We start from the raw sequence: 12,528 nt of genomic DNA, 5'->3' as shown, positions 1-12,528 counted from the left end.
AATAATCTTATTATAGTGCGTAAAGAGTGTTGTCCTCGAAATTCAGAAATACTTCGTCACCTACATTATATATCTTCTTATTCTTAGGATTATACTCCTGAATCTTAACAAGTGCATCTGCTACCTGAATATGGTAATCCTGATAAGCTCCCATGAAGCATGAGTACATTACTTTACCACGGATAGCGCCGTTATCACCAAGGAAAGCTCCCTCTGGTCTAAGAACTACGCTACACTGAGCACCTGGCTCCATGCTGCCTGTAGAGCACTTAACCTCCGCCCCATCGATAACAACAACGTCCTGAGACTTAACTGTTCCATTAAGGAAGTTCGCTTCGCCAATGAAATCAGCAACAAACTTGTTGTTAGGATAATAATATGCTTCCTGAGGTGTAGAAATCTGTTCAACAAGGCCCTTGTTCATGATGATAACCTTGTCAGAGATAGCCATTGCCTCACTCTGATCATGAGTTACATAGATAGCTGTGATACCTGCTTCCTGCTGGATTCTTCTGATCTCAGTACGCATTGATACACGAAGCTTGGCATCAAGGTTAGACAAAGGTTCATCAAAAAGAAGAACTCCAGGCTCAATTACAAGTGCTCTTGCAAGAGCTACTCTCTGCTGCTGACCTCCAGAAAGCTGGTTAGTCATACGGTTCTCCATTCCCTCAAGTCCAACGAGCTTAAGGATATCTGTAACCTTTTCCTTGATAACTGACTTATCAAGTTTACGAAGCTTAAGTCCATAGGCAACATTGTCAAAAATGTTGTAGTGTGGAAGAAGCGCATAGCTCTGGAAAACCATGGCTGTATCACGCTTATTAGGTGTAAGAGCGTTGATAGGCTCATTTCCAAGATAAATCTCACCCTCATCAGGGCTCTCGAAACCAGCTATCATTCTAAGAGTTGTTGTTTTACCACATCCTGATGGGCCCAGAAGTGTTACAAAGCTTCCTGGCTCGATCTCAAGATTAGCATCCTTAACTGCATAAAAATCTTTTCCTGTCTTAGGATCTTTATAAATTTTTGAAATATGTTCAAGGCGTACGCCCTTTTTCTCTTTTGCCATTTTTCATTCTCCTCATTATTCTTCTATTGTTACCTTACGACTTGTTCCAAAATGCTTGATGATCAGATTCATGATAAGAACTGAGCTGTAAGTGATAAGGATCAGGATTGAAGCAAAGGCACATGCTATACCATAAGATCCTTTCTCAGCAAACTCATTGATCTGAACTGTAATAAGCAGATACGAAGGTGTAACCAGAAGGATGATCGCACTGATAGCTGTGATGCTACGTACAAATGATGTTACAAAGCCTGAAAGGAAGCTATCCTTAATAAGTGGAAGTGTAACAGTCATAAATACTTTAAAGCTGTCGGCGCCCATGTCGTAGGCAGATTCCTCAATGCTCTTATCGATCTGCCTGAGTGCTGAAATACCGCTTCTGGTACCTGTTGGAAGGCTTCGAACAATGAAGACGATTACCAGGATTGCTCCTGTTCCATACAGTCCCTGCAGAATTCCTGAACCAAAGAGACCTCCTGAAAAGCCTCTGATATATCCGATACCAAGAACTGTTCCAGGAACTGCCATAGCCAGCATTGAAACTGCTTCTATAAAGCCCTTGGCCTTGAATTTTCTTTTAACAACAAGGTAAGAAATGATCATGGATAAAAGAGCTGTTATCGGAGCTGAAATAAGTGACAGGATAAAGCTGTCCTTGAAGGCTTTAAAGCCCTTGTACTTGGTGAATACAAGTCCAAACCACTTGAAGGTGAGATGGAAATCGTAGCCCCAGGTTCTGAACATAGCTCCGAATGGAACGCAGATATACATGATGATTACGAATAAAGCAAGTGCTGAGCACAGGATTGTAAGAGGAACTGTAACACTCTTATCAGTAATGAGCATACGCTCTCTTGAAGCTTTTCCTGAAAGTGTTGCTGTACTCTTGGCCTCCAGATAGTACTTCTGAACAACGAACATAAGAAGTGTTATTGCCAAAAGAACTACCGCCATAGCAGCAGCGCCCTGCTTATCATAAGCACCTGTGATCTGCAGATATATAGTTGTTGCAAGTGTATCATATGAACCGCCGATGATCATTGGGTTTGCAAAGTCTGCACTTGACTCAATGAAAGTAACAAGGAAAGCATTTCCAAGTCCTGGCAGTATCAATGGGAAAGTCACTGTCATAAATACCTTGAATCTTGAAGCGCCCATATCTCTGGCAGCCTCTTCAAGGGATGGGTCGATATTTTTAAGAAGACCCTTGAGCATCATGTAGCAAACTGGGAAGAAAGTAAGTGTCTGAACTATCGCAATTCCCCAGAAGCCATACACACTGTTGTCATAAATGTGTAAAAGAAAACGTGTAATGATACCAGCTTTTCCGAAAAGCATAATCATTGAAAGTGAAAGTACAAATGGAGGAGATACTACAGGCAGCATTGATACAACCTTGAAAAGTCCCTCCATGAACTTGGTACGAAGCTTGACATAAACTTCTACGTAGGCAAACAACAGACCAATAAGTGCAGATGCAATACCTACTAAAAAGCCCACCTTAAGAGTGTTGGAAATAGCTCTTCTAAAGTTTGGAAGTGCCATTACTCTCTTAAAGGTATCCATTGTAAAATGTCCATCCGTTAAAAAGCTGTCCACAAGCAGAATTGCCAGTGGATATAAGATAAATACCGTCAAAAAGACGATTAAAAGAATTATGGTGGTGACCATAATCGGATCCGCCAAAAGCTTTTTCCTGTCAAGGCTGGCGCTCTGACTCTTTGCCATCTTAGATTTCCTCCGGTTTAATATACATGGAGCGGATGAGGTAGTCATCCGCTCCAGCAAGTATTACTATAAAACTTTCATTACTCTGTCTTGAAACGATCATCAGCTGCACTTCCAAGTGCTGTCATAACTTCCTCAACATACTTGGTTGTGTTCTCTTTTGCATCAGCAAAGTCATAAGCCATAACGTTCTCTGGATCAAGACCAAACTGAGCTGCAACCTCAGGCTGCTGTGCATTATCAATAACAAGGAACTGGTAAGAACCGTTCTGAGCTGCAAGTTCTACGCAATCAGGGCTAAGAGCATATTCGATCCAAAGCTTAGCAGCGTTTGGATGAGCACATCCCTTGAAGATAGCTGTAGCACCAACTTCGAAAGAAGTTCCGGATGAAGGAATGATAAGTCCTACATTGCCATATCCGTTATCAACGATCTGTGTAATACCATCGTGAAGGAATCCGATACCAACTACGCACTCACCTGTACCAACGTTCTTGGATGGGCCAGAACCTGACTTGGTGTATACTTCGATGTTCTTATCAAGGTCAACAAGGTACTGAATGCCTTCGTCGTGACCATACTTCTGAATCATTGTGTTAACAACAAGCTTAGCTGTACCAGCTGTGTTGTAGTTTGAAAGCCATACAAGACCTTTGTACTTCTCATCGAGAAGATCCTGCCAGTCAGCTGGCTCATCGATACCCATACGGGAAAGCTCATCCTTGTTAACCATGAATCCAAGGATTCCCTTATAGATACCATACCAGTATCCGTCAGCATCACGATACATATCGCTGAGAAGATGGCTTGCATTCTGAGCCTCGTAAGCCTCAAGAAGTCCCTCACCTGCTGCTACATTGTAAGGATCAGTTGTGCCACCGAACCAAACGTCACCAGAAGGATTTCCGTTCTCTTCTTCGATCTTACTCTGAACTTCACCAGTTGAAAGTCTCTGATACTGAACCTTGATACCATACATGCTCTCAAAGTTCTCACATGCCGCTGCTAAATATTCCTCCTCACAAGAACCGTAGACAATAAGTTCACCCTCTGCCTTAGCAGCTTCAACGAGCTCTGCAAGAGCATCTGTTTCCTGAGCCTGTGGCTCTTCTGTTTTAGCTTCTTCTGTTTTTGTTTCTGTCTGTGCTTCTGTTGTTGTAGTCTCTGGAGCAGGCGCTGCTGTATTTCCGCATCCAATTGCGCCAAGTGTCAAAAGACCTGCCAATACCAATGCTAATTTCTTTTTCATTTCCCTTCTCCTTTCAAAATGTATAATAAACATTTGATAAAAAAATGATAAAAGAAATAGCAACTCTTCTATACCTATTTTTCTGTTTTATTATCCGATTTTCTGAACTAGTTCATAAATTCAGAGGGCGCCACATTTGTATAGCGCTTAAAGACAGTATTAAAGTGCTTGTAATCAGTAAAGCCCGTCATATCCGACACTTCATAGACTTTATATTTGCCTGTTTCCAGGAGTTTAACCGCCTGCTGTACTCTATACTTATTAAGAAAATCCAGATAGCTTGTGCCGGTGGCCTCCTTGAATTTCCTTGATAAATAGCTGGCAGAAACACCCATTTTGTCTGAAAAGGCTTCTATGCTGATCTTCTCTGAATAGTGTTCCTTGGTAAAATCCAGTATCTGCTGGACATAATCATTTTCTTTATCCGATTTTATGAACAAGGCTTCTGTCTCTTCTGCCAAAACCTTTTTCTCAAGAAGCTCGTCAAACTGTTTTTCTTTTTCCAGCTCTGTAATAATCTTACTGATAGCGCCAGCCAGTTCCTGCTCATCTACTGGCTTCATAAGATAGGCTGATACATCAAGGTCGATAGCCTTTTTGGCGTAGTCAAAATCAGCGTAGCTGGTGAGGATTATTGATTTAAACAAAGGCATGCTCTCATCAGCCTTGGCTGTCCTTATCATCTCAATCCCATCCATTACAGGCATCATAATATCAGCAAGCACAATGTCAGGAGACAGCTCTTTTATCTTATCAAGACCTTCACTTCCGCTTGCTGCCTCTCCAACTATAGTACAGCCCATGCCCATCCAGTCCATGGTGTAGGCTATGCCTTTTCTGATAATATCTTCATCCTCAACAATTAAAACTCTATACATATAAGTTAACTCCTAGTGCTTGGGAATAGTAAGTCTGACCACAGTGCCCTCATTCTTTTTACTGCTGATATCAAGGCCGTAATCACCCTTGTACATCAGCCTTATTCTGCGATGAATGTTGTAAAGGCCATAGTGGGCAGTGGCATTGTCTTCTTTCTTGAGATTTTCCTGTATCTCACGCAGCATATCCTCTTCTATGCCAGCGCCGTCGTCCTCGCAGACAAAGATAAGATTCTCCTTCATCTGATAGCCGCGAACATTTACTGATAATTTCTCCTGACCGTTAAAGCCATATTTGACAGCATTCTCCAAAAGTGGCTGTATAAGGAGCTTGGGGATAAGGTACTCCATAATATCCTCGGTCACATCGATTGAATAAGCAAAGCGCTTGTTGAATCTTATCTGCAGGATATTGAGGTAATACTGGAGGTTTTCAAGGTCCTCTTTTACCGTAACCTCTTCACGCATCTCCCTGATACTGTAGCGCAACAGTCCTGACAAAGAGACAATCATCTTATCTGCTGCCGCCGCATCTATCTTGGCCATAAACCTTATGTTATCAAGGGTATTAAAAAGAAAATGCGGATTAAACTGGCTCTCCAGCTGCTTAACCTGAGAAAAAGCCGCATGTTCAGCCAGCTCTTTATTCTGCTGAATCTGGTCCTTAAGGCCCTGTAACATGTCATTGAAATCGTCGGCAATTATCGTAAACTCAGTACTGCTGTTAATATCCAGCTTGGCATCAAGGTTACCATTCTGTACCTCTTCAAAAGCATCCTCGATTCTCCTGATATCCTTGGTATATTTCTCAGAGCTCACCTTGGTGCTCCTGATGGTAACCAGAGCAATCGCTCCAAAAATAACCACAATGATAGCTATCAGGACATAGATCAGATGAACGCTTCTGCTGATGTCATTTATTGTGTAAACCACAAGGCCCTTATCTGTATTGTTCCTGTTAGCATAATAAATGTTGCCATCATATCTGATATAGCCTGATCTCTCAGTAAAGATCTGCTCCACCTTGCCATATTCATTCTGAAGCTTTTTGGTGTTGCTTGCATATACCCATCCATTTTCATCTGTAATTATCACGTACCTGGCCTGAGCACTTATGTTTGAAGTGATAGCTTCGCCCGGAATAGCATAGACAACAGCTACTTTCAGATTGCTTCCTTCATATAAACCGTAGGTCACATACAGATTCTTGTTGTAGAGAATGGTATTGACGCTGTTTTTATTCTTGTAGATCTGATGCCAGATTCCCCAGTCATAGCTCTCCCTGCCCGTGAGAAATCTCGGTACAGAATTCTTACTGGAAAAAAGCGTCTTGTGATCCGATGACAGGATGATGAGATTTCCCATCTCTCCAAAATCAGCAGTACGCTTATATAAAACAGCAAATATCTCGCTGTCCTTGACCTCAAAATCATTATCCACAAGAGAATCTGCCACATCTGACATCATCTCATTACAGATGTTCATGGTCCTTGTAATCTCAGATACAATTGACTGATTTTCCTGCTCATTGAAATGTGCCATGAACACTATCCATGAAAAGACAAACAGAAATAACGCTACAGTTACAATAACCGCAACGGGTACAAGCGAATACTTTATGAATGTTCCTCTTATGTTTTCCTGAAAAGAACCAGTTTTTTTACTCATGATTCTTCTCCCCATACATAGCAGAAAATCTGTCAGTCCACAGTGACTTGCTGTTTACTACTCTGTCTTTTTTAACACTTATGGTGTGTATCTCATCATCAGCTATAACAAGGCTTGATGGCTCCACATCCTTGCGGACAGAGCGTCTTCCAAGCTCGCTGGCCATATACACCTGAGTATTCTTGGAAGTCATGAAATCCACAAACCTCTCTGCCTCTGTGAGTTTATCCGTATTCTTGTTGATATAAATGCCATCAGGAGTTGTTACTACGCCTTCTTCCATGTACACGATCCTGATATGTTTATCATTTTTAAGCATGGTTACAGCAGCTTCTTCAAAGGTAAGGCCAACCTTGTACTTGCCATTAGCTACTCCCGTATACACCTCAGATGAGCTTGTAAGAAGCTTACCATCAAGCTGATCAATGAGTTTACCAACATACTCCCAGCCATCATCAGCATTACCATCCCCCATGGCATATAGCATGTTAACTAAATGCTCAAAGGAAGATGATGATTTAGCAGGATCAGCAAAGGCAATCTCACCCTTAAGCTCAGGTTTTAACAGATCTTCGTAGCCTTCAATGATAGTGTCACCTATAATGTCTTCATTGACGATCAGGATACTTGGAACATCAGAAAAACAAGTAAACTCATCGTCTACCTTTTTATATTTCTCTTTATAAATTGCCCTGTTAAGGCTCACATATGGGTAAAAATAGTCCTTGTAGGGACCAACAGACAATATAGATCCGCCCCACAGAGCATCCACATCTTCGCCATTTTCTATGCTCTCAATGGCATTTGATGTACCGCTACTAATGATAGTAGTCCTGATGCCAGTTTCACTCTCAAACTCCTGAATAAGCGGAATCATGAATTCCTTGGGATGAGGAGACACTACCACCAGGGTCTGTGAGGTCTCTATATCTTTATTAGATTTGGATATCACAAAAAAGCATATACCCGATAACAGCAATGCCGCTATTACCAGAATCGCCCCCACTTTTTTCTTCATACTTTTCCAGATAGCCCCTTCATAAGAATGTTACGCAAAAGTCATATTAAAATTAGGCAAGTGCTGCCAAAAGATCTGCCACAACCTCTTCCATTGTCTTGCTGCCTTCGTCAATTACGATGTCAGCATACTTCTCGTGAAGAGGAGTTCTCTCGTTGTAGAGAGATACCAGTGACTGTCCCTCTCTCATAACTACTCCGCGCTGCTTAACATCACTAAGACGCTTAGTGAGAACATCCATGCTGACCTTAAGGTAAACAACTCTTCCAATGTTCTTGTAATGATCCATGGCTTCTTTGCCATATACAGCACTTCCGCCAGTTGATATTACAGATTTCTCCACTTCTATTTCTGAATTGATCTTATTCTCTATATTGATAAAGCCGTCAATACCCTCTGTTTCTATAATCTCAGCAAGCTTACGACCTTCTTTTTCCTGAATCACTATATCTGCATCTATAAAATTGTAGCCAAGAATCTTAGCAAGTATTACGCCAACGGTACTCTTTCCTGATGCAGGCATTCCAATCAAAATGATATTATTTTTTTTCATAATAACTCCTAAAAAAGGCCCCCTGCCTAGGCAGAGGGCCCACACATTTAATTAAGCATTAACGATCTGGCCGAAGTCTGGCTTCAAGCTAGCGCCGCCGATAAGTCCACCGTCGATGTTAGCCTTTGAAAGAAGCTCTGCTGCGTTACCAGCGTTCATTGATCCGCCGTACTGGATGCGAACTGCATCAGCTGTAGCCTGATCATAAAGCTTAGCAATAAGCTCACGGATAAGTGCACAAACTTCTTCAGCCTGATCAGCTGTAGCTGTCTCACCTGTTCCGATAGCCCAGATTGGCTCATATGCGATTACAAGTTCTTTAACCTGATCAGCTGTTACGCCATCAAGATCCCATGTAATCTGTCTCTCGATCCACTCCTTGTATGTGCCAGCCTTACGAAGTGTAGGTGACTCGCCACAGCAAAGGATTGGCTTAAGGCCAGAAGCAAATGCCTTCTTAACCTTCTGATTGATAAGGATATCGTTCTCACCGAAGATATCTCTTCTCTCTGAATGTCCGATGATGATATACTCAACACCAGCATCCTTGAGCATAGGAGCTGAAATCTCGCCTGTGAAAGCTCCCTTGTCCTCGATGTAGAAGTTCTCAGCACCAACGTGTACGTTTGTGCCCTTAACAGCCTCTACTACAGGAACAATATCGATAGCTGGTACGCAGTATACTACGTCTACAGCATCGTTCTTAACTAAGTCTTTAAGCTCTGCGCAAAGAGCTACTGCCTCGCTGGGAGTCTTGTTCATCTTCCAGTTACCGGCGATAATACGTCTTCTTGCCATTACTAATCTCCTCTCGTCATTGAGCGAATACGGATTTCTTCGCTTCGCTCTCGAAATCCTACCGCTTTCGCAATATCTATTCCGTGCATTGCACGGGATATTGCTCAACCGGTTTATTCGTCAAGGTTGCGCCATTCTCTGCAAGCAGAAATGTCGCCACTTTGACTCACATATTACGCTCTGTCATCAGCTGCGTAAACACCAGGAAGCTTCCTGCCCTCAAGGAACTCAAGAGAAGCACCACCACCTGTTGAGATGTGGCTCATCTTATCAGCATAGCCGAGCTGGTTAACAGCTGCTGCACTATCACCACCACCGATGATTGTTGTTGCTGCTGTAACTGAAAGAGCCTTAGCAACTTCCTTTGTACCGTTTGCAAGAACTGGGTTCTCGAATACGCCCATAGGTCCGTTCCAAACTACTGTCTTAGCAGACTTAACTGCCTCAGAGTAAAGCTCGATTGTCTTAGGTCCGATATCAGCACCCTCTTTGTCAGCAGGGATCTTATCAGCATCAACGATTGTTGTTGTGATGTTAGGGTTGTCGATAGGATCTGGGAAAGAATCGATACATACTGTATCAACAGGAAGAAGGAGCTGCTTGCCAGCCTTCTCAGCCTTTTCCATCATTTCCTTACAGTAATCAACCTTAGTCTCATCAAGGAGTGACTTACCAACTTCATATCCCTTAGCCTTAAGGAATGTGTAAGCCATACCACCACCGATGATAAGAGTGTCGCACTTGTCAAGAAGTGTGTTGATAACGTTGAGCTTATCAGCAACCTTAGCGCCACCAAGAATAGCTACGAAAGGTCTAACTGGATTCTCAACTGCGTTTCCAAGGAAGTCGATTTCCTTCTGCATAAGGTAACCAACTGCATTGTTGCCGCCTTTTTCCTTGATATACTTAGTTACAACTGCAACAGAAGCGTGTGCTCTGTGAGCTGAACCGAAAGCGTCGCATACATAGTCATCAGCAAGATCAGCAAGCTCTTTTGCAAAAGCCTCACCAGCCTCTTCAGGCTTAGTCTCCTCTTTGCCTCTGAAACGAGTATTCTGAAGAAGGATAACGTCTCCTTCCTTCATAGCCTCTACTGCACCTGTAGCAGCAGCGCCTGTTACGCTGTAATCGTCGATGAACTTAACGTCCTTGCCAAGCTTCTCTGAAAGTCTCTTAGCAACTGGTCCAAGAGATTCTCCCTCGTTAGGGCCATTCTTAACCTTTCCAAGGTGTGAGCAAAGGATAACCTTACCACCATCCTTAACGAGCTTCTTGATTGTAGGAAGAGCAGCTACAATTCTTGTCTCGTCTGTGATCTCGCCGTTCTTAAGAGGTACGTTGAAATCGCAACGAACAAGTACGCGTCTGCCTTTTACATTGATGTCATCTACGGACTTCTTATTAAGTGCCATATTTTTTTCCTCCTGGGATTTTTGTTTGAAAGAAATAAGGTCCGGTCCATATGGACCGGACCTCATCAAAAGTCTATTTGATATTAGAGGTTAATCAACCAAGCTCTGCAAAGTACTTAATTGTTCTAACCATCTGTGATGTGTATGAGTTCTCGTTGTCATACCATGAAACAACCTGTACTTCGTATGTATCGTCATCAACCTTGTTTACAAGAGTCTGAGTAGCATCGAAGAGTGAACCGAATCTCATACCAACGATATCAGATGAAACGATCTCGTCTGTGTTGTATCCGAATGACTCTGTAGCTGCTGCCTTCATAGCTGCGTTAACAGCTTCCTTAGTAACGTCAGCCTTCTTAACTACAGCGAAAAGAAGTGTTGTTGATCCTGTAGGTGTAGGAACACGCTGAGCAGCGCCGATAAGCTTTCCGTTAAGCTCAGGGATAACAAGGCCGATAGCCTTTGCAGCACCTGTTGAGTTAGGAACGATGTTTACAGCACCAGCACGTGATCTTCTAAGATCGCCCTTTCTCTGTGGTCCATCAAGGATCATCTGGTCACCTGTGTAAGCGTGGATTGTGCACATGATACCTGACTGGATTGGAGCGTAATCATTAAGAGCCTTAGCCATAGGTGCAAGGCAGTTTGTTGTGCAAGAAGCAGCAGAAATGATCTTGTCGTCCTTTGTAAGTGTCTTGTGGTTTACGTTGTAAACGATTGTAGGAAGATCGTTTCCAGCAGGAGCTGAAATAACAACCTTCTTAGCACCAGCGTTGATGTGTGCCTGTGCCTTCTCCTTTGATGTGTAGAATCCTGAGCACTCGAGAACTACGTCTACGCCAAGCTCTCCCCATGGGCAGTTATTAGCATCAGGCTCTTTGTAGATCTTGATTGTCTTACCCTTTACTGTGATTGTGCCAGCCTCGTCATCAGCTGTAACGTCATCCTCGTGACCTACTTCTACGTAACGTCCCTGTGATGAATCGTACTTAAGAAGATGAGCAAGCATCTTAGGGCTTGTCAAATCATTGATAGCTACTACTTCGTAGCCTTCTGCACCGAACATCTGTCTGAATGCAAGACGACCAATACGGCCAAAACCATTAATTGCAACTTTTACTGCCATTTTAAGTTCCTCCTAAAATGAATTTTATATTGATTGCTGTTACTATATCATTTGAATTGATAATTTTTTATCAGCAACTCTAATTCTAATAGACTTTCTGCTATAAATCAAGTAAGAATATATAAAAAACATGATATTATTAATTTTGCGAGGTGAAGTTTATGACTAGGAAATTACTACCATCTGATTACCATATGCATACTCATAATTCGGGAGATTCTACAGCCCCCATGAAAGACATGATTGAAAGCGCCATTTCATGCAGCCTTTCAGAAATATGTTTTACCGAACATATGGATTTGGATTTTCCAATAACTGAAAGTGTTCCCGAGGGAACTTTTACATTAGATATTCCATCTTATACAAGAGAACTTTTTTCCTATAAAGAAGAATATAAAGAAAAGATTTCTATCAAATATGGAATAGAGCTTGGCCTTCAGACTCAGATAGTAAAAGAAAATACTCAGATCCTTGCGGATAATAATTTTGATTTTGTCATTGGCTCAATCCACCTTCTCGACCACGCAGACCCTTTTTACCCTGACATGTGGGAAGGACGCGATGAGGAGGATATCATTCGCCGCTATTTTGTTGCTACCCTTGAGAATATCAAAGCATTTACTGACTTTGATGTTCTGGGACACCTTGACTATATTGTCCGCTACACTCCAACAAAAGGTGCTGGATATTCCTATAACAAATATAAGGATGAGATTGACGCCATACTCACCTGTCTTGCAGAAAATGGTAAGGGCCTTGACCTCAACACCAAGTCTCTTACAAGGGGAGGTAGTCAGCCAAATCCTAACTCAGAAATTTTAAAAAGATTTAATGAATTGGGTGGAAGGATCATAACCTTTGGCTCAGATGCCCATAATCCTGAGGAAGTTGCAGGCTGCTTTGATAAAGCCCGCGAAATTGCTCTTAACTGCGGCTTTGATTCCTACTACACTTTTGATAAAAGAGAGCCTTTAGCCAATCCACTTTAAAAAATGGCCTTTAGCCAAAATTAACTAAATATAGTA

General features: G+C 42.2%; 11 protein-coding genes. 1 reads left to right on the top strand and 10 read right to left on the bottom strand.

The window, feature by feature from the left end:
- Nucleotides 1-10: 10 nt before the first annotated feature.
- From IJI01_RS07135 to gap, 10 genes are all read right to left on the bottom strand, one after another.
- The gene (locus IJI01_RS07135; RefSeq protein WP_292187951.1) at nucleotides 11-1,072 is read right to left on the bottom strand and encodes an ABC transporter ATP-binding protein; all 1,062 of its coding nucleotides are present in this window, start codon (nucleotides 1,070-1,072) and stop codon (nucleotides 11-13) included.
- 15 nt (nucleotides 1,073-1,087) lie between these two features.
- Entirely contained in the window at nucleotides 1,088-2,800 is a 1,713-nt protein-coding gene (locus IJI01_RS07130) for an ABC transporter permease (protein WP_292187949.1), read from the bottom strand.
- Nucleotides 2,801-2,880: 80 nt separating this feature from the next.
- On the bottom strand, nucleotides 2,881-4,050 hold the full coding sequence (locus IJI01_RS07125) for an ABC transporter substrate-binding protein (RefSeq protein ID WP_292187947.1): 1,170 nt from the start codon (nucleotides 4,048-4,050) through the stop codon (nucleotides 2,881-2,883).
- 107 nt (nucleotides 4,051-4,157) lie between these two features.
- Complete coding sequence (locus tag IJI01_RS07120) at nucleotides 4,158-4,928, bottom strand: response regulator transcription factor (protein WP_292187944.1); 771 nt, start codon at nucleotides 4,926-4,928, stop codon at nucleotides 4,158-4,160.
- 12 nt (nucleotides 4,929-4,940) lie between these two features.
- The gene (locus tag IJI01_RS07115; RefSeq protein ID WP_292187941.1) at nucleotides 4,941-6,596 is read right to left on the bottom strand and encodes a sensor histidine kinase; all 1,656 of its coding nucleotides are present in this window, start codon (nucleotides 6,594-6,596) and stop codon (nucleotides 4,941-4,943) included.
- The gene (locus tag IJI01_RS07110) at nucleotides 6,589-7,614 is read right to left on the bottom strand and encodes an extracellular solute-binding protein (RefSeq protein WP_292187938.1); all 1,026 of its coding nucleotides are present in this window, start codon (nucleotides 7,612-7,614) and stop codon (nucleotides 6,589-6,591) included. The genes IJI01_RS07115 and IJI01_RS07110 overlap by 8 nt, the downstream gene beginning before the upstream one ends.
- A 52-nt stretch (nucleotides 7,615-7,666) precedes the next feature.
- A complete protein-coding gene (locus IJI01_RS07105) occupies nucleotides 7,667-8,167 on the bottom strand; it encodes a shikimate kinase (RefSeq protein WP_292187935.1) in 501 nt (166 codons plus the stop codon).
- A 51-nt stretch (nucleotides 8,168-8,218) separates the two neighbouring features.
- Nucleotides 8,219-8,965 (bottom strand): triose-phosphate isomerase, encoded by a 747-nt coding sequence (gene tpiA, locus IJI01_RS07100; protein WP_292187932.1) that lies wholly within the window; start codon nucleotides 8,963-8,965, stop codon nucleotides 8,219-8,221.
- Between the two features lie 173 nt (nucleotides 8,966-9,138).
- Nucleotides 9,139-10,377: a phosphoglycerate kinase gene (locus tag IJI01_RS07095; RefSeq protein WP_292187929.1), complete on the bottom strand. Its 1,239-nt coding sequence runs from the start codon at nucleotides 10,375-10,377 to the stop codon at nucleotides 9,139-9,141.
- 94 nt (nucleotides 10,378-10,471) lie between these two features.
- Nucleotides 10,472-11,503: a type I glyceraldehyde-3-phosphate dehydrogenase gene (gene gap, locus IJI01_RS07090; RefSeq protein WP_022777812.1), complete on the bottom strand. Its 1,032-nt coding sequence runs from the start codon at nucleotides 11,501-11,503 to the stop codon at nucleotides 10,472-10,474.
- Between the two features lie 161 nt (nucleotides 11,504-11,664).
- Here gap and IJI01_RS07085 point away from each other — a divergent pair, with 161 nt between their 5' ends.
- A complete protein-coding gene (locus IJI01_RS07085) occupies nucleotides 11,665-12,492 on the top strand; it encodes a histidinol-phosphatase HisJ family protein (protein ID WP_330623094.1) in 828 nt (275 codons plus the stop codon).
- The last annotated feature ends 36 nt before the right edge of the window (nucleotides 12,493-12,528 follow it).

The organism is Butyrivibrio sp., from assembly GCF_017433805.1.
GTDB lineage: Bacteria > Bacillota > Clostridia > Lachnospirales > Lachnospiraceae > Butyrivibrio.
Note: the sequence above shows the minus strand (reverse complement) of the source record. Positions and strands in the feature narration are given on the sequence as shown.